The sequence below is a fragment of the Nocardioides sediminis genome, from assembly GCF_003047295.1.
GTDB lineage: Bacteria > Actinomycetota > Actinomycetes > Propionibacteriales > Nocardioidaceae > Nocardioides > Nocardioides sediminis.
Genome location: NZ_PZYZ01000003.1, coordinates 79,567 through 99,181, shown reverse-complemented (window position 1 = coordinate 99,181; position 19,615 = coordinate 79,567). Strand labels below are relative to the sequence as shown.

Annotated in this window: 20 protein-coding genes and 3 tRNA genes; 11 read left to right on the top strand and 12 right to left on the bottom strand. The window is 72.6% G+C overall.

The features are described from left to right. Nucleotides 1-80: 80 nt before the first annotated feature. Entirely contained in the window at nucleotides 81-1,517 is a 1,437-nt protein-coding gene (locus DAI17_RS09395; protein WP_107772667.1) for a glycine hydroxymethyltransferase, read from the top strand. Between the two features lie 50 nt (nucleotides 1,518-1,567). On the opposite strand, the gene glgA is transcribed toward DAI17_RS09395, so the two are convergent. Next, entirely contained in the window at nucleotides 1,568-2,755 is a 1,188-nt protein-coding gene (gene glgA, locus DAI17_RS09390) for a glycogen synthase (RefSeq protein ID WP_107772666.1), read from the bottom strand. A 62-nt stretch (nucleotides 2,756-2,817) separates the two neighbouring features. Between glgA and glgC the strand changes: the two genes are divergently transcribed. After that, entirely contained in the window at nucleotides 2,818-4,068 is a 1,251-nt protein-coding gene (gene glgC / locus DAI17_RS09385; RefSeq protein ID WP_107772665.1) for a glucose-1-phosphate adenylyltransferase, read from the top strand. Nucleotides 4,069-4,071: 3 nt separating this feature from the next. Here glgC and DAI17_RS09380 read toward each other — a convergent pair whose 3' ends face one another. The 4 genes from DAI17_RS09380 to DAI17_RS09365 are packed head-to-tail and all read right to left on the bottom strand — an operon-like array spanning nucleotide 4,072 to nucleotide 6,394. Next, nucleotides 4,072-5,313: an RNA polymerase sigma factor gene (locus DAI17_RS09380; protein ID WP_107772664.1), complete on the bottom strand. Its 1,242-nt coding sequence runs from the start codon at nucleotides 5,311-5,313 to the stop codon at nucleotides 4,072-4,074. A gap of 3 nt (nucleotides 5,314-5,316) precedes the next feature. Further along, nucleotides 5,317-5,670 carry a YciI family protein gene (locus tag DAI17_RS09375; RefSeq protein WP_107772663.1) on the bottom strand — a complete coding sequence of 118 codons (354 nt, stop codon included), beginning with the start codon at nucleotides 5,668-5,670 and terminating at the stop codon, nucleotides 5,317-5,319. After that, nucleotides 5,667-6,029, bottom strand: coding sequence for a YciI family protein (locus DAI17_RS09370; RefSeq protein ID WP_107772662.1), 363 nt, complete (start codon nucleotides 6,027-6,029; stop codon nucleotides 5,667-5,669). Before DAI17_RS09370 ends, DAI17_RS09375 begins: the two co-directional genes overlap by 4 nt. 14 nt (nucleotides 6,030-6,043) lie before the next feature. Next, nucleotides 6,044-6,394: a YciI family protein gene (locus DAI17_RS09365; RefSeq protein ID WP_159081449.1), complete on the bottom strand. Its 351-nt coding sequence runs from the start codon at nucleotides 6,392-6,394 to the stop codon at nucleotides 6,044-6,046. Nucleotides 6,395-6,539: 145 nt separating this feature from the next. On the opposite strand from DAI17_RS09365, the gene pgm reads away from it, so the two are divergent. Then, on the top strand, nucleotides 6,540-8,195 hold the full coding sequence (gene pgm, locus DAI17_RS09360; RefSeq protein WP_107772660.1) for a phosphoglucomutase (alpha-D-glucose-1,6-bisphosphate-dependent): 1,656 nt from the start codon (nucleotides 6,540-6,542) through the stop codon (nucleotides 8,193-8,195). A 13-nt stretch (nucleotides 8,196-8,208) separates the two neighbouring features. Here pgm and DAI17_RS09355 read toward each other — a convergent pair whose 3' ends face one another. Both DAI17_RS09355 and DAI17_RS09350 read right to left on the bottom strand, forming a co-directional pair. Next, nucleotides 8,209-8,943, bottom strand: coding sequence for a class I SAM-dependent methyltransferase (locus DAI17_RS09355; protein ID WP_107772659.1), 735 nt, complete (start codon nucleotides 8,941-8,943; stop codon nucleotides 8,209-8,211). Further along, nucleotides 8,943-10,577 carry an acyl-CoA dehydrogenase family protein gene (locus DAI17_RS09350; protein WP_107772658.1) on the bottom strand — a complete coding sequence of 545 codons (1,635 nt, stop codon included), beginning with the start codon at nucleotides 10,575-10,577 and terminating at the stop codon, nucleotides 8,943-8,945. Before DAI17_RS09350 ends, DAI17_RS09355 begins: the two co-directional genes overlap by 1 nt. An 18-nt stretch (nucleotides 10,578-10,595) precedes the next feature. On the opposite strand from DAI17_RS09350, the gene DAI17_RS09345 reads away from it, so the two are divergent. The 5 genes from DAI17_RS09345 (at nucleotide 10,596) to DAI17_RS09325 (ending at nucleotide 15,750) form a co-directional block, all read left to right on the top strand. After that, nucleotides 10,596-11,561, top strand: coding sequence for a YihY/virulence factor BrkB family protein (locus DAI17_RS09345; protein ID WP_234412423.1), 966 nt, complete (start codon nucleotides 10,596-10,598; stop codon nucleotides 11,559-11,561). Nucleotides 11,562-11,608: 47 nt separating this feature from the next. Then, on the top strand, nucleotides 11,609-12,670 hold the full coding sequence (locus DAI17_RS09340; RefSeq protein WP_107772657.1) for a potassium channel family protein: 1,062 nt from the start codon (nucleotides 11,609-11,611) through the stop codon (nucleotides 12,668-12,670). 121 nt (nucleotides 12,671-12,791) lie between these two features. Further along, a complete protein-coding gene (locus tag DAI17_RS09335; RefSeq protein WP_107772656.1) occupies nucleotides 12,792-13,226 on the top strand; it encodes an SRPBCC family protein in 435 nt (144 codons plus the stop codon). Further along, entirely contained in the window at nucleotides 13,223-14,161 is a 939-nt protein-coding gene (locus DAI17_RS09330; RefSeq protein ID WP_107772655.1) for an SDR family NAD(P)-dependent oxidoreductase, read from the top strand. Before DAI17_RS09335 ends, DAI17_RS09330 begins: the two co-directional genes overlap by 4 nt. Next, nucleotides 14,158-15,750, top strand: a complete 1,593-nt coding sequence (locus DAI17_RS09325; protein WP_107772654.1) for a phytoene desaturase family protein — start codon at nucleotides 14,158-14,160, stop codon at nucleotides 15,748-15,750. Before DAI17_RS09330 ends, DAI17_RS09325 begins: the two co-directional genes overlap by 4 nt. A gap of 15 nt (nucleotides 15,751-15,765) precedes the next feature. On the opposite strand, the gene DAI17_RS09320 is transcribed toward DAI17_RS09325, so the two are convergent. Next, the gene (locus tag DAI17_RS09320; RefSeq protein ID WP_107772909.1) at nucleotides 15,766-16,260 is read right to left on the bottom strand and encodes a DUF3253 domain-containing protein; all 495 of its coding nucleotides are present in this window, start codon (nucleotides 16,258-16,260) and stop codon (nucleotides 15,766-15,768) included. A gap of 176 nt (nucleotides 16,261-16,436) precedes the next feature. Continuing rightward, nucleotides 16,437-16,760: a hypothetical protein gene (locus DAI17_RS09315; protein ID WP_159081448.1), complete on the bottom strand. Its 324-nt coding sequence runs from the start codon at nucleotides 16,758-16,760 to the stop codon at nucleotides 16,437-16,439. Between the two features lie 341 nt (nucleotides 16,761-17,101). On the opposite strand from DAI17_RS09315, the gene DAI17_RS09310 reads away from it, so the two are divergent. Both DAI17_RS09310 and DAI17_RS09305 read left to right on the top strand, forming a co-directional pair. Next, nucleotides 17,102-17,308: a hypothetical protein gene (locus tag DAI17_RS09310; RefSeq protein WP_159081447.1), complete on the top strand. Its 207-nt coding sequence runs from the start codon at nucleotides 17,102-17,104 to the stop codon at nucleotides 17,306-17,308. A gap of 11 nt (nucleotides 17,309-17,319) precedes the next feature. Further along, nucleotides 17,320-18,312 (top strand): TerC/Alx family metal homeostasis membrane protein, encoded by a 993-nt coding sequence (locus tag DAI17_RS09305; RefSeq protein WP_107772651.1) that lies wholly within the window; start codon nucleotides 17,320-17,322, stop codon nucleotides 18,310-18,312. 26 nt (nucleotides 18,313-18,338) lie between these two features. Here the strand turns inward: DAI17_RS09305 and DAI17_RS09300 are convergent. The 3 genes from DAI17_RS09300 to DAI17_RS09290 form a co-directional block, all read right to left on the bottom strand. Continuing rightward, nucleotides 18,339-18,413, bottom strand: a tRNA-Val gene (locus tag DAI17_RS09300). Between the two features lie 16 nt (nucleotides 18,414-18,429). After that, nucleotides 18,430-18,503: transfer RNA gene (locus DAI17_RS09295), tRNA-Cys, on the bottom strand. Between the two features lie 45 nt (nucleotides 18,504-18,548). Beyond that, nucleotides 18,549-18,621: transfer RNA gene (locus tag DAI17_RS09290), tRNA-Gly, on the bottom strand. A gap of 171 nt (nucleotides 18,622-18,792) precedes the next feature. Here DAI17_RS09290 and DAI17_RS09285 point away from each other — a divergent pair. Next, nucleotides 18,793-19,614 (top strand): aminotransferase class IV, encoded by an 822-nt coding sequence (locus DAI17_RS09285; RefSeq protein ID WP_107772650.1) that lies wholly within the window; start codon nucleotides 18,793-18,795, stop codon nucleotides 19,612-19,614. Nucleotide 19,615: the final 1 nt, after the last annotated feature.

The following is a 19,615-nucleotide window of genomic DNA, read 5'->3' as shown; positions in this document are numbered from 1 at the left end:
GGCCTTCCGACGGTCCGCCCACGCTAACGCGCGATGGGCGCCGTGTTCGTCGAACACGCGACGGCACTAGGCTCTGGGCCATGACGGACTCCCTCATCAGCAGCGCGTACACGCAGGCCCTCGAGGTGATCGGCTCCGTCGAGCCGCGGATCGCCGACGCGACCCGTCAGGAGCTCGCCGACCAGCGCGGCTCGCTCAAGCTCATCGCCTCGGAGAACTACGCCTCGCCGGCGGTGCTGCTGACCATGGGCACCTGGTTCTCCGACAAGTACGCCGAGGGCACCGTCGGGCACCGCTTCTACGCCGGCTGCCAGAACGTCGACACCGTCGAGTCGCTGGCCGCGGAGCACGCCCGCGAGCTGTTCGGCGCGCCGTACGCCTATGTGCAGCCGCACTCGGGCATCGACGCCAACCTCGTCGCGTTCTGGTCGATCCTGGCCAACAAGGTCGAGACCCCCGCCCTGGAGAAGCACCAGGCCAAGAACGTCAACGAGCTCTCCGAGGCCGACTGGGAGGAGCTGCGCCACGAGCTGGGCAACCAGCGCCTGCTCGGGATGTCGCTGGACGCCGGCGGCCACCTGACCCACGGCTTCCGGCCCAACATCAGCGGCAAGATGTTCCACCAGCAGCAGTACGGCACGGACCCGGAGACCGGGCTGCTCGACTACGACGCCGTCGCGGCCAAGGCCCGTGAGTTCCGTCCGCTGGTGCTCGTGGCGGGCTACTCGGCCTACCCCCGCCGGGTGAACTTCGCCAAGATGCGCGAGATCGCCGACGAGGTGGGCGCCGTGCTGATGGTGGACATGGCGCACTTCGCCGGGCTCGTGGCCGGCAAGGTCTTCACCGGCGACGAGGACCCGGTTCCGCACGCGCACCTCGTCACCACGACGACCCACAAGTCCCTGCGCGGCCCCCGCGGCGGCATGGTGCTGGCGCAGGAGGAGTTCGCGGCCGATGTCGACCGCGGCTGCCCGATGGTGCTGGGCGGCCCGCTCTCGCACGTGATGGCGGCCAAGGCCGTCGCCCTCGCCGAGGCGCGGCACAGCTCGTTCCGTGCCTACGCCCAGCAGATCGCCGACAACGCCCAGTCGCTGGCCGCCGGCTTCCTCGAGCGCGACGCGCGCCTGGTCACCGGGGGCACCGACAACCACCTCGTGCTGCTCGACGTCTCGACCTTCGGCCTCACCGGCCGCCAGGCCGAGTCGGCGCTCCTCGACGCGGGTGTGGTCACCAACCGCAACTCGATCCCGGCCGACCCCAACGGCGCCTGGTACACCTCCGGCATCCGGCTCGGCACGCCCGCGCTCACGACCCGCGGCTTCGGCCACGACGAGTTCGACAAGGTCGCCGAGCTGATCGTGGACGTGCTGAGCAACACCGAGGCGGGCACGACCAAGGCCGGCGGCCCCTCGAAGGCGTCGTACACGCTCGCCGACGGCGTCGCCGACCGCGTCAAGGCCCAGTCGGCGGAGCTGCTCGACAAGCACCCGCTGTACCCCGGCCTCGTCCTCGGCTGAGTCCGGCTCACCTGGCGCGTGTCTGCGCGCGGCCCGGCGAGGTACGACGGTCAGGTCAGCGAGCGGTAGATCCCCAGCGTCCGCTCCGCGATGGCCGGCCAGCTGAAGGACTCGATCGCCCGCTGCCGCCCGGCCCGCCCGCGCTCGGCGGCGCGCGCGGGGTCGCTGACGGCGTCCACCAGCGCGGCGGCGAGGTCGGCGACGTACTGCTCGGGGTCGAGCGGGGTCCCCGTGCCGTCGGTGGCCTGCTCGATCGGCACCAGCCACCCTGTCTTCCCGTCCAGCACGACCTCGGGGATGCCGCCGGTCGCGGTGGCGACGACGGCGGTCTCGCAGGCCATGGCCTCGAGGTTGACGATGCCCAGCGGCTCGTAGATCGACGGGCAGGCGAAGACCGTGGCGGCGGTCAGCAGGGCGACCACGTCGGGGCGCGGGAGCATCTCGGGGATCCACACGACGCCGGTGCGGGTCGCGGCCAGCTCGTCGACGAGCCCACGCACCTCGGCCTCGATCTCCGGGGTGTCGGGGGCTCCGGCACACAGCACCAGCTGCACGTCCGGCGGCAGCTGTGCGGCGGCGCGCAGGAACAGCGGCAGGCCCTTCTGGCGGGTGATGCGGCCGACGAAGATGACGCTCGGGCGGTCGGGGTCGACGCCGAGCTCGCGCACCCGGTCGGGCGCGTGGACGGGGGACCAGTCGGTGGTGTCGATGCCGTTGTGCACGACGTGGACCCGGGCGGGGTCCACGGCCGGATAGCTGCGCAGCACGTCGTCGCGCATCGCGGCGCTGACCGCGATGATGCCCGCCGCGCCCTCGTAGGCCGTCCGCTCGACCCAGCTGGACAGGGCGTAGCCGCCGCCGAGCTGCTCGGCCTTCCACGGCCGCATCGGCTCCAGCGAGTGCGCGCTGACCACGTGCGGGACGTCGTGCATGAGGCCTGCGAGGTGGCCGGCCATGTTGGCGTACCAGGTGTGCGAGTGCACCAGGTCGGCGCCCGCGCAGTCGTCGACCATCGCCAGGTCGACGCCCAGCGTGCGGATCGCGCCGTTGGCGGCAGCGAGCGACGAGGGCTCGGCGTACGCCGTCGTGCCGGGCTCGTCACGGGACGCGCCGAAGCACCGCACCATCACCTCCATGCCCTCCTGTGCGCGCAAGGCTCGGACGAGTTCCGCGACATGGACCCCCGCCCCGCCGTAGACCTCGGGCGGGTACTCCTTGCTCAGCACGTCGATTCGCATGACGGGGAACTTACTCGCGACGGGGGTCGACCGCGCCCCGTGCGCCCCACTAGTTTCGGCACATGAGCGCCGCACCCGCCCGCAAGAAGATCCTCGCCATCGTCCTTGCGGGGGGTGAGGGCAAGCGGCTGATGCCGCTGACGGCGGACCGGGCCAAGCCTGCGGTGCCCTTCGGCGGGATCTACCGGCTCATCGACTTCGCCCTCTCCAACGTCGTCAACTCCGGCTACCTCAAGGTCGTCGTGCTCACGCAGTACAAGTCGCACAGCCTCGACCGCCACGTCACCACCACGTGGCGGATGTCCAACCTGCTGGGCAACTACGTCACCCCGGTGCCGGCCCAGCAGCGGGTGGGCAAGCGGTGGTACCTCGGCAGCGCCGACGCGATCTACCAGTCGCTCAACCTGCTCACCGACGAGCAGCCCGACATCGTCGTCGTGGTGGGCGCCGACCACGTCTACCGGATGGACTTCTCCCAGATGGTCGCCGCGCACGTCGAGTCCGGCGCGGGCTGCACGGTGGCCGCGATCCGCCAGCCCATCGAGCTGGCCGACCAGTTCGGCGTCATCGACGTGGACCCGGGCAGCCCCGAGCGCATCCGTGCCTTCCTGGAGAAGCCGACCGACCCGGTCGGGCTGCCCGACGCGCCGCACGAGGTGCTGGCCAGCATGGGCAACTACGTCTTCACCGCCGACGCGCTGCGTGACGCCGTCACCCGCGACGCCGAGCGCGAGCAGTCCAAGCACGACATGGGCGGCGACATCGTGCCGTGGTTCGTGGACAAGTCCGAGTCGGCCGTCTACGACTACAAGGACAACGAGGTCCCCGGCTCGACCGACCGCGACCGCGGCTACTGGCGCGACGTCGGGACCATGCGCTCCTACTACGCGGCCCACATGGACCTCGTGTCGCCACTGCCCGTCTTCAACCTCTACAACAAGGCGTGGCCGATCTACACGAGCTACGGCCCGCACCCGCCGGCCAAGCTCGTCGAGGGGGCGAGCGGCGCCGGGGTGTCCACGTTCAACTCGATCCTGTCCCCGGGAGTGGTGGTCTCCGGCGGCACCGTCAACCAGTCGGTCCTCTCGCCCGCCGTGTGGGTCAAGGACGGCGCCGAGGTGTCGGACTCGGTGCTCATGGACGGCGTGCACGTCGGCGAGGGCGCGGTCGTGCGCAACGCGATCATCGACAAGGGCGTGGTGATCCCGCCGGGCACCCGCATCGGCGTCGACCCCGACGAGGACCTCGCCCGCGGGTTCGTGGTGGACGAGGGGCTCACGGTCCTGGCCAAGCAGCAGCCCGTCAAGGGGTAGCCCTCACCCGAGGGCGGCACGCCGCTCGCGCAGGTGCGCGAGCTCGACCTCGTTGCGGCACGCTGCGATCGCCTGGTCGTACGCCGCCCGCGCGGCGACCGGGTCCCCGCCGCGCGCCAGGAGCTCGGCCCGCACGGCCGCGACCCGGTGACCGGTCGGGATGTCGACCCCCTCGAGGGCGGCCAGGCCCGCGGCCGGGCCGTGCGCCTCGGCGACCGCCACCGCCCGGGCGAGCCGGGCGCCGGGGGAGGGTGCGAGGTCCAGCAGCGCGTCGTAGAGCGCCACCACCTGCTCCCACCGGGTGTCCTCGGGGCGCAGCGCCCGTGCGTGCTCGGCGGCGATCCGCGCCTGCAGTGCGTAGGACGCGGTCAGGAGCGTGACGGGCCTGGTCAGGACGGGATGGGCGAGCAGGGACATCGCCTCCTCGACCTCGTCGTGGTGCCAGCGGGACCGGTCCTGGTCCGGCAGCAGCACCAGCCGGCCCTCGGAGACCCGGGCGTCGCGCCGGGAGTGCTGCAGCAGGACCAGCGCGAGCAGCGCCACCAGCACCGGCTCGTCGGGACGCAGCCCCAGCACGGTGCGCACCAGCCGGACCGCCTCCCCGGCCAGCTCGGCCCGCAGCAGGTCCGGCCCCGAGCCCGGCGCGTAGCCCGCCGTGAACGCGAGGTACGCCGTCTGGGCGACCGTGTCCAGCCGGTCGGGCAGCACCGTCGCGTCGGGCACGGCGAACGGGATGCCGGCACCGATGATCCGCTTCTTGGCGCGGGTGATGCGGGCCGCCATCGTGGGCTCGGGCACCAGGAAGAGCCGGGCGATGTCGTGGGTCGGCACGCCGAGGACCAGGCGGAGGGACAGGGCGCTCGCGGCCTCCGGGGCCAGGGCCGGGTGCGTGCACATCAGCACGAGGCGCAGGACGTCGTCCTCGACCTGGCTCCCGGCGTCAGCCATGGTGCGCGTCCCCTCCTGTCGCAGGTCGGCGTCGGTGACCAGCAACGCCTGCTTGCGGCGCGACACCTCCTCGGTGCGCAGCCGGTCCAGCACGCGGCGCCGGGCGGTGGTCATCAGCCAGGCGGCGGGGTTGTCGGGGGCGCCGTCGACCGGCCACGTCCGGCTCGCCGCCTCGACCGCGTCGCCGAGGGCGTCCTCGACGAGGTCGAGACGGCGGAACCGCACGAGGAGCAGGGCGACGAGGCGGCCCCACTCCTCGCGCACGACCTGCTCGAGGGCATCGTCCGCGGCGGTCACGGGTCAGTACGGGTCCACGGCGGGGGACAGCTGCATGTCGTAGGCCGGCAGGATCCGCAGCAGCTCGAGGAGCACGTCGAGGTCCGGCGCCTCCACGAGGTAGAACCCGCCCAGCTGCTCGATGACCTCGGCGTAGGGACCCTCGGTCAGCCTGGTCTCGCCGCCGCGGGTGCGGACGGTCGTGACGTGGGTGGGGCCGGCCAGCGCCTCGCCGGCAAGGACCTCCACCCCCTCACGCTCGCGGCACGCGGCGTCGAAGGCCTCGAACCGGCGCATCACCTCCGACTGCTCGTCGGCGGTGTGCTCCGACCACGGCTTGAGCTCACCGTCACCGATGAGCAGCACCAGGTACTTCACGACGCGCGCTCCTGGTCGGTGACCGTCCGGCGTACCTCCACGGCGTCGCCCGTGGCGGCGAGCAGCTTGCAGCACTCCATCAGGTCGTCGAGGTCGTCGGACTCGACGACGTAGAAACCGCCCACCTGCTCGGCGGTCTCGGCCCACGGGCCCTCGGTGACGGTGTCGGCGCCGGGAGCGATGGATCGCGCCTCCGACGCGCGGTGCAGCTCGGCCCCGCCGGTGATCTTGTGGCCACGGCGCTCCAGCTCGGCGGAGAAGTGGCCGTGGGCGGCGTACCCCTCCTTGCGCTGCTCCTCGGTCAGGTCGGTCCACCAGCGCTCGGCGTCCCCCATCAGCAGCACGACGTACTCGGTCATCTCTCTCGGTCCTCTCACTCGGCCATGCGGCGGAACTCGATGTGCTCTCCGCGCGCGGCGAACCGCTCGCACGCGGCGCGGAGGTCGGCCTCGTCGTTGCTCTCGACGAGGTAGAAGCCGACGACCTGCTCGGCGGTCTCCGAGAACGGCCCGTCGGTCACCAGCGCACCGCCGTCGCCGTCGGGACGCATCGAGACGGCCTGCGACGACGCCTCGAGCGGCCCCACGGTGAGGATGGTGTGGCCGCCGGCGCCCAGCTCCTCGTGGAACTGCACGTGCGAGCGGTGTCCCTTCTCGTGCTCGGACTCCGGCAACGAGGCCCACTCGGCCTCGGGCGCCGGGAGCAGGATCAGGTAACGGCTCATCTGGTTCCTCCTGTGTCGGTGGGCCGCGGTCGCGACCTCACCACCATGACGGGCGAGCAGGGCCGGGATCGACAGCCTGCCCGAGATTTCCTCCGCCGGGGTGCCGGTCCTCGACGCAGCGAGCGGTGGGCACCAAGATGGCGCCATGGCCCCCGCAGACGCAGCATCCCGCGCCGGACAGCCCGCCGAGACCCGCGACCTGGTCGACGTCGCCCACCTCGTCACGGCCTACTACACGGGGGTCCCGGACCCCGAGGACGTCGACCAGCAGGTCGCCTTCGGCACGAGCGGGCACCGCGGGTCGAGCCTGCGGACGTCGTTCAACGACACCCACATCGCCGCCACGACGCAGGCGATCTGCGACTACCGCCGCGAGCAGGGCTACGACGGTCCGCTGTTCATGGGCCGCGACACCCACGCCCTCTCCGAGCCGGCCTGGGCCACGGCCCTCGAGGTGCTGGCGGCCAACGACGTGACCGTGCTCGTCGACGACCGCGACGGCTACACCCCGACGCCCGCGGTCTCGCACGCCATCATCCGCGCCAACGGCGGCCGCTCCTCGGGCTCCGGGCTGGCCGACGGGATCGTCGTCACGCCGTCGCACAACCCGCCTGCCGACGGCGGCTTCAAGTACAACCCGCCCCACGGCGGGCCCGCGGACACCGACGCCACCAGCGTCGTCGCGGCCCGTGCCAACGAGCTCATCCGCGCCGGCCTGGACGGCGTACGACGCATCCCGTTCGCCCGCGCCCGGGCGGCCGCGTCGTCGTACGACTTCCTCGGCAGCTACGTCGACGACCTCCCGCAGGTGCTCGACCTCGACGCCGTCCGCGAGGCCGGCGTGCGCATCGGCGCCGACCCGCTCGGCGGCGCGAGCGTCGCCTACTGGGGCGAGATCGCCGACCGCCACGGCCTCGACCTCACCGTCGTCAACCCGCTCGTCGACCCGACGTGGCGCTTCATGACGCTGGACTGGGACGAGAAGATCCGGATGGACTGCTCGAGCCCGTCGGCGATGGCCTCGCTCATCCGCCGCAAGGACGAGTACGACGTCGCCACCGGCAACGACGCCGACGCCGACAGGCACGGCATCGTCACCCCCGACGCCGGCCTGATGAACCCCAACCACTTCCTCGCCGTGGCCATCGGCTACCTCTTCGGCGGCGCGCGCCCGGACTGGCCCGACACCGCGCGGATCGGCAAGACGCTGGTGTCCAGCTCGATGATCGACCGGGTGGCGGCCGCGATCGGCAAGCCGCTGGTCGAGGTGCCGGTCGGGTTCAAGTGGTTCGTGCCCGGCCTCATCGACGGCTCGTTCGGCTTCGGCGGCGAGGAGTCGGCCGGGGCGTCGTTCCTGCGGCGTGACGGCTCGACGTGGACGACGGACAAGGACGGCATCCTCCTCGCCCTGCTGGCCAGCGAGATCCTCGGCCGCACCGGCCGGACCCCGAGCCGGCACTACGCCGACCTCGTCGCCGAGCACGGCGACCCGGCGTACGCCCGCGTCGACGCCCCCGCCGACCGCGAGCAGAAGGCCAAGCTCGCCGCGCTCTCGCCCGACGACGTCTCGGCGACGTCGCTGGCGGGGGAGGAGATCACCGGCAAGCTCACCGAGGCGCCCGGCAACGGCGCGAAGATCGGTGGGCTCAAGGTCACCACCGAGTCGGCGTGGTTCGCTGCCCGGCCGAGCGGCACGGAGGACGTCTACAAGATCTATGCCGAGTCGTTCCGCGGTCCCGAGCACCTCGCGCAGGTGCAGGCCGAGGCGCGCGAGGTGGTGTCGGCGGCCCTGGGGTCCTAGTGGTCCTGGCCGGCTAGCGGCGGACGGCGTCGATCTCCAGCCGGACGTAGTCGATGACCGGCTCGGCCATCGCCTCGCGCACGGTCCGGACGAAGGGCCGGTGCTCCTCGGGCGGCAGCGTGGCGAGGTGCGAGCCGAGGTTGACCGTCGCGAGGTAGGTCTCGAGCAGCTCAGGGTCCTCGAGCCGGAGCGGGTCGGGCCGCAGCCGCACGCCCTCGACGTCGAACCCCGCACGCTCGAGGGACGCGCGGGTCTCGTCGACGCCCTTGAACGACGTGCCGTGCTTGCCCTCGCCGGTGACCTCGACGAGCGCCGCGGTCAGCACCGCGAGCTGTCCCTGACCGCCGCAGTCGGAGGTGAGCCGGGCCCCGGGCCGCATCACCGCGGCGAGGTTGGCGAAGAGCAGCTCGTGGTCGGTGATCCAGTGGAAGGCCGCGACGCTCATCACCGCGTCCACCCGCTCGGCGAGCGGCAGCGGCTCGGTCAGGTCGGCGACGTGCAGCTCGGCCCGGTCGCCGAGCCGGGCGCGGGCCTGGGTGATCATCTGCTCGGAGCCGTCGATGCCGACGAGCCGCACCTCCGGCCAGCGCGCCAGCAGCGCCTCCCCGTCGCGACCGGTCCCGCAGCCGGCGTCGAGCACCCGCTCGTCGCCCGAGAGGCGCATCCGGTCCAGGACACGCTGCCCCCACGCGACGTGGGGGAGCGGGAGGGAGTCGTAGGTCGCCGCGTCCCACTCGCGGGTGGCCATCAGGCGACCACCGGCGTCGCGCGTTCGACGACCGCGGTCAGGTCGCCGCCCGCGAGCGTGCCGAACACGCCGCCGTACGACGCCCCGAGCCGGCTCGCGCAGAACGCGTCGGCCGCCTCGGGCGGGCCGAAGCGCACCAGCAGCGAGCCCTGTAGGCAGGCGGCCATCTGGCCGGCCAGCCGCCGCGCCGAGACCTCCAGCGACGTCACGTCGCCCAGCAGGGTCAGGGTGTCGTCGACGGCCCGGTCGAGGTGCGGGTCCTCGCCCCGGGCGGCGCCGACCTCGGTGATCCAGGCCTCGAGCGTCTCGGGCTCGCGCGACAGGGCGCGCAGGACGTCGAGGGCGTTGACGTTGCCGGAGCCCTCCCACACCGAGTTGAGGGGGGACTCCCGGAAGAGCAGCGGCATGCCGGACTCCTCGACGTACCCGTTGCCGCCCAGGCACTCCAGCGCCTCCGCGACCATGGCGGGCGTGCGCTTGCACACCCAGAACTTCGCGAGTGGCAGCGCGATCCGGCGCAGGGCGGCCTCGTGCGGGTCCCCCGACCGGTCGACGGCCGCGGCCAGCCGGAGTCCCAGGGCGGTCGCCGCCTCGGACTCCACGGCGAGGTCCGCCACGACGTTCTGCATGAGCGGCTTGTCGACCAGCCGGCCGCCGAAGGCGGAGCGGTGGGTCACGTGCCACGACGCCTCGGCGAGCGCCCGGCGCATCAGCGAGGCGGACCCCAGCACGCAGTCGAGCCGGGTGGCGGCGACCATCTCGATGATGGTGCGCACGCCGCGGCCCTCCTCGCCGAGCCGCTGGGCCAGCGTGCCGTCGAGCTCGAGCTCGGAGGAGGCGTTGGACCGGTTGCCCAGCTTGTCCTTGAGCCGGACGACGTCGATGCGGTTGCGGGTGCCGTCGTCGAGGACCCGGGGAACCACGAAGCAGGTGAGGCCGTCCGGCGCCTGGGCCAGCACCAGGAAGACGTCGTTCATCGGCGCCGAGGTGAACCACTTGTGCCCGTGCAGCGTGTACCAGCCCTCATCGGCCGTGGGCCGCGCCTGGGTCACGTTGGCCCGCACGTCCGACCCGCCCTGCTTCTCCGTCATGCCCATCCCGGCCAGAGCGCCGAGCTTGGACCCGCGTTCGCGTACGCCGGGGTCGTAGCGCAGCGACGCGAGCAGCGGCGTCCACTCGCCGGCGATCGCCGCGTCGGCCCGCAGCGCCGGGACGGCGGCGTACGTCATGGAGATCGGGCAGCCGTGGCCCGGCTCGGTCTGGGACCAGGCCAGGAAGCCGGCGGCGCGACGTACGTGGGCGTGCGGGTCCTCGGACGTCCAGGGCGCCGCGGCCAGCCCGTGGCCCACCGCCCGCTCCATCAGCCAGTGCCACGAGGGGTGGAAGGCGACCTCGTCGATGCGGTTGCCGTAGCGGTCGTAGGGGACCAGCTCGGGGTGGTGGCGGTTGGCGAGCATCCCGTGCTCGCGTGCGTCCGCCGTGCCGGCCTCGGCTCCCAGCAAGGTGAGCGAGTCGAGCGTGTCGGCGGAGGCGTGCCGGAGCACCGCGTCGGTGAGGGCGAGGTCGGAGGTGACGACGTTGTGACCGACCAGTGGCGGGGACTGGTTGGCGACGTCCCGGAGATGGGCCTGCATGGTGGATACCGTAGGGCCATGGTCTCGGTGGGAGAGCAGCATCCGGCGCTGCAGACCCTTCGGGCGAGGGGGCTGGCGGTGCGTGAGCACCTGTGGCGCGTCGTCGTCGCCACGGTGGGCGCGTGCATGCGCTACCGCGTGACGGGGCTGGCGGCCGAGGCGGCGTTCTTCGCCATCCTCTCGGTGCCGCCGCTGGTGTTCGCGATGGCCGGTGCCATCGGCTACGTCTCCGAGCGCTTCAGCGCCGCCCAGCTCGAGGACGTCCGCCAAGCCGTCCTGGACCTCTCGTCGCAGGCGCTGACCGAGCGGGCGGTCAACACGATCATCAAGCCGACGATCGACACCGTCCTGGAGGGCGGGCGCTACGACGTGATCTCGGTCGGCTTCGTGCTGGCCCTCTGGTCGGGGTCCCGAGCGCTCAACGTGTTCGTCGACACCATCACGATCATGCACGGGCTCGGCGGGCACCGCGGGATCGTCAAGACCCGTGCGCTCTCCTTCGTGCTCTACGTCCTGGCGATGCTCACCGGGATGGTCAGCATCCCGCTGGTGGTGGCCGGCCCGACGCTGGTCGAGCGGTGGCTGCCGGAGCGCTTCGACTTCCTCATCGGCTTCTACTGGCCGCTCGTGCTGGCCCTGTGCATCTGCTTCCTGGCCACGCTCTACCACGTGTCGGTGCCGGTGCGGACCAACTGGGCCTTCAACCTCCCGGGCGCCACGTTCTCGCTCATCGCCTGGATCGCCGGCTCGTTCGTGCTGCGCTGGGTGCTGACCGTGACGGCCGCGGAGTCGCGGACGATCTACGGCCCCCTCGCTGCGCCCATCGCCGTGCTGCTCTGGCTCTACCTGCTGGCCATCGCCGTGCTCATCGGCGCCGCGGTCAACGCCGCCTTCGACACCGTCTTCCCGCAGGGATCCACGACGCGTGCGCGGCACGAGCTCGTCCAGCGCCTGCGCAGCCGCATCACCGTGAAAGACTCCTGAGCGTGCCCGACCTGCCCCCTCGTCACGAGAGCCCGACGAGCAAGACCATGGTCGCCCTGCCGGAGGTCGACCGGTCGCCCTGGTGGGAGCTCAGCCGTCGGCTGCTCGCCGCACTGGCGATCCTCGTGGGCACCGTCCTGCTGGTCTACTTCGACCGCGAGGGCTACCGCGACGGCAACGACCCGCCCGACTTCGGGGTCAGCCTGACCGACGCGATCTACTACACGACGGTGACGCTGAGCACGACCGGCTACGGCGACATCGCGCCGGTGACCACCCAGGCCCGCATGGTCAACGCATTCATCATCACCCCGGCCCGCATCGCCTTCCTGGTGCTGCTGATCGGGACCACCCTGGAGGTCCTCGCCTCCCAGGGCCGCGAGATGTTCCGGGTCGCCCGGTGGAGGAAGAACATGGGAGAGCAGGACCACGTCGTGGTCGTCGGCTACGGCACCAAGGGCCGCAGCGCCGTCGACACCCTGGTCAACAACGGCCAGGACCGCGAGGCGATCGTGGTGGTGGACCCCAGCACGCTCGCCCTCGAGGAGGCGCACGCCGACGGGCTCGCCGTCGTGACCGGCGACGCCACCCGGCGCGAGGTGCTCCGGCGCGCCGGCGTGCAGACGGCCACCCAGGTCATCATCACCACCGACAGCGACGCCTCCAACGTCCTGTCCACCCTCACCGTCCGCCAGCTCAACCCCGACGCCTGGATCGTGGCGTCGGTGCGCGAGCAGGAGAACGTCCCCCTGATGAGGCAGTCCGGCGCCGACTCGGTCATCACCTCCTCCGACGCCGTCGGCCGCCTGCTCGGCCTCTCCTCGATGTCGCCGATGCTCGGCTCGGTGATGGAGGACCTGCTGACGTACGGCGAGGGGCTGGAGGTCGCGGAGCGGGACCTGCTGGTCAACGAGGTCGGCAAGCAGCCGCAGTCGCTGCCCGACCAGGTGATCGCGGTCGTGCGCGACGAGAAGGTCTACCGCTACTTCGACCCGGTGGTCACCCTGCTGGCCCGCGGCGACCGGCTGATCGTCGTACGACCTGCCAAGGAGCTGCCGTGGGCGCCACGGCCCGGCACGCACGGCGAGGACTCCGCGGACGAGGAGTGACCCGCTCCCTCACACCACGGGGTCGGTCCCCGAGGAAGGCCCTTGGGGGTGGTGGGCGGCGCGGACGGCGCTCGTTAGCGTGGGAGGCCCCACGACAGGAGCGACACATGGCGGTGCAGACATGGCAGTGAACACCCGTCTCGTCCACGCGACCCCCGAGCAGGTGTGGGAGGTGCTCAGCGACGGCTGGCTCTACCCCGTGTGGGTGGTGGGCGCCTCCCGGATGCGCGAGGTCGACGACGCCTGGCCGGCCGTGGGCAGCAAGCTGCACCACTCGGTGGGATTGTGGCCCGCGCTCATCAACGACAGCACCGAGGTGACGGAGGCCGTGCCGGGTCGGTCGCTGACCCTGCGGGCGCGCGGCTGGCCGATCGGTGAGGCGCGCGTCGTGATCCGGCTGCTGCCGGTCGGCGCGGAGACCGAGGTCCGCATCGAGGAGGAGCCCGTGTCGGGACCGGGGGCGCTGGTGCCCCCGCCGGTGCGTGGGCTGAGCCTGAAGTGGCGCAACACCGAGACCCTGCGGCGGCTCGCCTACATCGCCGAACGGCGTCGATGACCGCCCGCGTGGTGCTCGTGACCGGTGCCTCCAGCGGCATCGGCGAGGCGACCGCCCGGCTCGCGGCGCAGCGGGGTGAGCACCTCGTGCTGCTGGCCCGGGGCCGGGACGCGCTGGGCCGGGTGGCGGCCGACTGCGACGAGCTGGGCGCGGCCTCCACGACCGTGACGGTGGCGGACGTGGCCGACGACGACGCCGTACGCCGCGCGGTCGCCGACGCCATGGCCAGGCACGGCCGTCTCGACGTCGTGGTGGGGGCCGCCGGGGTGGTGGCCTACGGACGCATCGAGGACGTACCCGTGGACGTCTTCGACGGCGTGCTGGCGACGAACCTCACCGGGTCGGCCAACCTCGTCCGTCACGTCCTGCCGGTACTGCGCGAGCAGGAGGAGGGCAGCATCGTGCTGGTCGGCTCGGTGATCGGGCACATGGCGGTGCCCGACATGGCGGCGTACGTGCTGTCCAAGTGGGGCCTGCGCGGCCTCGTCCGCCAGCTGCGCGTCGACAACCGTGACCGCCCCCGGCTCCGCTTCGGCTACGTCGCGCCCGGCGGGGTCGACACCCCCATCTACGAGCAGGCGGCGACCTACGGCGACGCCGTGGGCCGCCCACCGTTCCCCGTGCAGGCGCCCGAGCGCGTGGCCGCCCGGGTGCTCGCCACCGTGGACCGGCCGTGGCGCGGAGGCCAGACCTCCGCGGCCAACCACGTCATCCGCCTCGGGTTCAGCGCCCTCCCGTGGGCCTACGACCGCATGGTGGGGCCGCTCTTCACGGTCGCTGCGCAGGACCTGGTCCGCGAGGTCGTCCGCGGGCCCGGCAACGTGCTGGCGTCGCGGCAGGAGCACAACGCCCTGCACGGGACCCACGGCAACGCGCTGGCCGCGGTGGCTCGCAACCTCGTCGAGGTGGGGCGCCGGCGGAGGAAGGCAGCATGAGCGCCGACACCTGGGACGCGATCGTGGTCGGGGCCGGTCCCAACGGGCTGGTGGCCGCCAACCGGCTGCTGGACGCCGGCTGGTCGGTCCTCGTGCTGGAGGCCCAGCCCGACGTCGGCGGAGCCGTGCGCAGCGACCGCGAGCTGCACCCGGACTTCGTGCACGACACCTTCAGCGCGTTCTACCCGCTGGCGGCCTCGTCGCCGACCATCGCCTCCTTCGACCTCGAGGAGCACGGCCTGCGGTGGCGGCACGCCCCGTCGGTGCTCGGCCACCCGTTCCCCGACGGCAGCTGGGCCGTCCTGCACCGGGACCGGGAGGCCACCGCCGCGGGGCTCGAGGAGCACTGTCCCGGCGACGGGGAAGCATGGCTGGACCTGTGCGCGCAGTGGGACCGGGTGGGCCCCCACCTCATCGGTGCCCTGCTCACCCCGTTCCCGCCGGTGCGCCACGGGATCGGCACCCTCGCGGCGCTGCGGCACGTCGGCGGCCTGGGCTTCGTCAAGACCCTGCTGACCCCGGCGACCGAACTGACACGCCAGCGCTTCGGGGGAGAGGCGGCGCGCGTGCTGCTCGCCGGCAACGCCGCACACGCGGACATCCCGCTCGACGCGCCCGGCTCGTCGCTGCTCGGGCTGCTGCTGGCGATGATGGGGCAGACCGTCGGCTTCCCGGTGCCCGAGGGCGGTGCCGGTGAGCTGACGCAGGCGCTGGCCCGTCGGGTGCGGGCGCAGGGCGGCGAGGTCCGCACGTCGGCCGAGGTCACCCGGATCGAGGTGGAGGGACGACGCGTCGTGGGCGTCCGCACCGCCGACGGCGAGCGTCACGCCGTACGCCGCGCGGTCGTCGCCGACGTGCTGGCGCCGACGCTCTACAGCCGTCTGCTCGACCCGGAGGACGTGCCGCACCGGGTCACCGAGGCGCTGCGCACCTTCGAGCTGGACCCCGGCACCGTCAAGGTCGACTGGGCGCTGGACGGCAGGATCCCGTGGACCGGGGCGCCCGAGCAGGCGGCGGGGACGGTTCACGTGGCCGACTCGGTGCACGACATGGCGCTGGCGATGACACAGGTGCAGAACGGCGTCGTGCCGGCCGCGCCCTTCATGCTCACCGGACAGATGACCTCCTCCGACCCCTCGCGGTCGCCGGCGGGCACCGAGTCGTTCTGGGCCTACGCGCACGTGCCCCAGCGCACGGTGGGGGACGCCGGCGGTGAGGGAATCCGCGGCGAGTGGGACCACGACGACTGCGAGCGGTTCGCCGACCGGATGCAGGCGCGCCTGGAGAGGCTTGCTCCCGGGTTCGGCGACCGGGTGCTCGCCCGACGGGTGCTGGGACCCCGCGAGATGGAGGCGCGCAACGCCAACCTGGTGGGCGGCGCCCTCAACGGCGGCACCGCCCAGCTGCACCAGCAGCTCGTCCTCCGTCCGGTGCCCGGCCTCGGACGCGCCGAGACACCCGTCCGGGGGCTCTACCTCGGGTCGGCCTCCGCGCACCCCGGCGGGGGAGTGCACGGCGCGTGCGGCGACAACGCGGCGCGGGCGGCGCTCCTCCACGACCGGGTGGCCCGGGTGCTTCCGGGCCGCTGAGGCGCAACCAGCGGCTCAGCGCTCCAGGGCCGGTCCGGGCGCGATGCGGATCGGTCCGCGCGCTTGCGTGGGGTCGACCCTCTCGCCACCCTGCTGCACCTCGACGACGCCCTCGTCGTGCAGCTCCCGGGCGACGTCGCGGGCCACCGGCATGACGTCGCGCCACTGCTCGCCGCCCACGACGCGCGCCGCGTCGCTGGGGCAGATGGTCGTGGTCTCCCGGCCACGCAGCAGGGCCCGGATGGTGGCGGCGAGCCGGTCGCGGCGGCCCGCCTCCGACGGCTCCTCCCACCACGGCTCGCCCCGCTCGCCGAGCGCCACCTTGGCGTCGTGCACGAAGGGGCGCACCTCGTCCCCGCGGCTCCTGACGAGCCGACGGGCCCGCATCAGCTCCGTGACCAGCTCGGCGCGCAGTGCCTCGGGGATCGAGGTGTCGGTGGCGCGCCACCGACGGCCGTCGACGACGATGTGGTGGTCGTCCGGGGTGCGCTGGACGTCGTCACCGGTCATGGTGCCCACCCTAGGCGTCGGCCCCTGGACCATGCCGGCGGGGAATCTCGGGGGAGGGACTCCCCACCGACACGGCAGCCATGACGCTACTCCGCGCCGGGGCCCGTGTCTTCACCCAGCGCGCGCCTTCGCCAGAAGAGGTGAGAGGGGGCCCACGCAGGCGACCCGCCTCGCGATCACGACGGTCGACCGGGGCGTCCCCGGGGCGGCGAGACGCTGTTCAGGTGCCGGGTGGTGGGGCTGCTCGGCGCCGTGCCGTCGGTCTCCGCCGTCCTCGCGAGCACACTCCGACGGAGCTCCGGGATCACCTGGTCGATCCGGTCGATCGCACGCATGATCCTGACTCGTACGGTCGCGTCCGACGCGGCGGCGCAGGCGGCGAGCTCGAGGGTGGCCACGAACAGCTCGTCGAGCATCCAGTCGATCGCGGAGGAGGACGAGGTGGGGCCCACAGGCGTGGCGGCATGATCGGCGCCGGGCTCCTGGTCTCTGCTGGTCATCGCGGCAAGCTCCCGGAGTTCTGGAGTGCTGACGCCGGGGTCTGGGGCGATGAACGGGCCGATCCGAGAAGACGGCCGACGAGTCGCGTGACTCGTTGTGACGATAGGCAGGTCGGCGACGACGGGACAAGGGGTGCACCAGCTGCGCGCGGTCGAAGCCGTCGACGGTCACCGTCCGTCCGCCAAGGACTCCTACGTCCCGATCTCCGGTGGTAGATTCGTCGTCGAAGGGGAGTACCTCCTACGCCGCGTGGCCGTCATTCCGGCTCCCAGGCCCGGTGCGCGGAGCAGCCGCTGGGGGAGACCTTCGTCGCCGACGACGATGGAGGTGCCCCATGTGCGTGATCACCCAGGCAACCGGCTGCCAGGCCTCGGCCTCGCCGCTGCTGGCGAGCGACGGACTGAGTGCGGGCGAGGTGCTCGGCATGATCGGTGTGGTGATCTGGACCGTCGCCCTCCTCTGGTTCGTGGTGAGTGGGGTGCTCCGTGCCCGGCACCACCACCAGCACGGACACGGGCACGACTGGTCGCACCCCCACCCACGCTGACTGCCCTCGTCATGTTCTCCGAGCTCGACTCGGTGGCGACGCCGACCCTGTGGGTGGTGACCCTGGGCGGGATCGCCGGGCTCCTCGCTGGTGACTTCGTGCTCACCCGGAAGCCGCACCTGGTCTCGATGCGGGAAGCGGTGCGGTGGTCGGCCTTCTACATCGCGCTGCCCCTGGCGTTCACGGGGTACATCTGGACGAGCTTCGGTGCCGGCCGCGGCCTGGACTACCTGACGGGCTACCTGGTCGAGAAGTCGCTGAGCGTGGACAACCTGTTCGTGTTCATGCTCCTGCTCGGAGTCTTCGCCGTGCCGGAGCAGCTGCAGCAGCGCGTGCTGCTGTACGGCATCGTCGGAGCGCTGCTCCTGCGTGCGGTGTTCATCGGGCTCGGCGCCGCCGCGCTGAGCCGGTTCGACTGGACGTTCCTCGTGTTCGGCCTGATCCTGCTGCTGTCGGCGGTCCGGATCCTGAGGGACTCGGCCCGGGGGCGGGGTCATGAGGTGGAGGTGGACCGGCTCCGGAGCGTCAGGCTGGTACGTCGGGTGGTCCCGGTCACCGCCGGGTACCACGGGCCTGCCATGTGGGTCAGGGCGGAGGGTGGGCACGCCGCGACACCCTTCGCGCTGGTCGTGGTCGCGGTCCTGTGCGCCGACGTCGTGTTCGCGGTGGACTCCGTGCCCGCGGTCTACGGCATCACCGGCGACCCGTACCTGGTCTTCGTCACCAACGCCTTCGCGCTGCTGGGACTGCGAGCGCTGTACTTCGTGCTCCACGGTGCGCTGCAGAGGCTGGTCTACCTCGACTACGGCCTGGCACTGGTACTGGCGTTCATCGGGGTCAAGCTCGCCCTGCACTGGGGGCACCTGACGTGGCCGTCGGTCCCGGCGATCCCCACGCTCGTGTCCTTGGCGGTGATCCTGGGAGTCCTTGCCGTCACCACGGTGGCCAGCCTCGGGTCGCAGACCAGGTCCCTCGAGCACCGGGAAATGCAGGACGACCCCTGACCGGGAGGTCAGGGGTCGTGCTCGGCTGGTGGGCGATACTGGGTTTGAACCAGTGACCTCTTCCGTGTCAAGGAAGCGCGCTACCGCTGCGCCAATCGCCCGGGTCTTGAATTGTGATGGAGGTGGGTACGGGATTTGAACCCGTGTACACGGATTTGCAGTCCGTTGCCTCGCCTCTCGGCCAACCCACCGCGGTGGGACCCTCCCTGGAAGGACCCGGTGGAGAGACCTCTCCGAGCGGACGACGAGGCTCGAACTCGCGACCTCAACCTTGGCAAGGTTGCGCTCTACCAACTGAGCTACGTCCGCTTGCGCTGTCCCTCCGGTGACCCGGCGGGAAGTGCGAGCAGAACAGTAGCCGACGGTTCCGCGGGTGCCAAAACGGGGTCCCCCACAGCGTGTTCGCGGCCCGCCCCGAGGCGCTCCCACGGCCCGACGCACGGCGGCAGGACGGCCCGTCGTACGGCCTAGGGTGTGGCCATGCGCGCGTGGATGAACGGTGACCTGCTGGCCGACCCGACCGGTGCGGCGCTGGGGGTGACCGATCACGGCTTCACGGTCGGCGACGGGGTCTTCGAGTCGGTCAAGACCCTCGGAGGCCGCCCGTTCGCCCTGACCCGCCACCTCGACCGGCTGGAGCGCTCCGCGACCGGGCTCGGGCTCGACGCGCCGGACCCGGACGTCGTACGACGCGGGGTCGAGGCGGTCCTCGAGGGCGTGACCGACCCGCTCGGCCGGCTGCGGATCACCTGCACGGCCGGACCCGGCCCGATGGGGTCCGGCCGGGGTGGCGGCACGCCGACGCTGGTCGTCGCGTGGTCCGCCATCGACCCGACGGGGGAGTCGACCGCCGTCGTGACCGTCCCCTGGACGCGCAACGAGCGCGGCGCGACCGCCGGCCTCAAGACCACCTCGTACGCCGAGAACGTCATCGCGCTGGCCCACGCCCAGGAGCGGGGCGGGAGCGAGGCGGTCTTCGCCAACACCGTGGGGGACCTCTGCGAGGGCACCGGGTCCAACGTCTTCTACGTCGTCGACGGCGAGCTCCGCACGCCCACGCTGGCCAGCGGCTGCCTGGCCGGCGTCACCCGTGCCCTGGTCCTGGAGTGGTGCGGCGGGCGCGAGGTGGACGAGCCCCTCGAGGTCGCCCGGCAGGCCGACGAGGCGTTCCTCGTCTCCACCACCCGCGACGTCCAGGCGATCTCGCGCTGGGACGACCGCGAGCTGCCCGCACCCGGGCCCGTCACCGCCGAGTGCGCCGCCACGTGGCGCCGCCGCGAGGCCGAGCAGATCGACCCCTGAT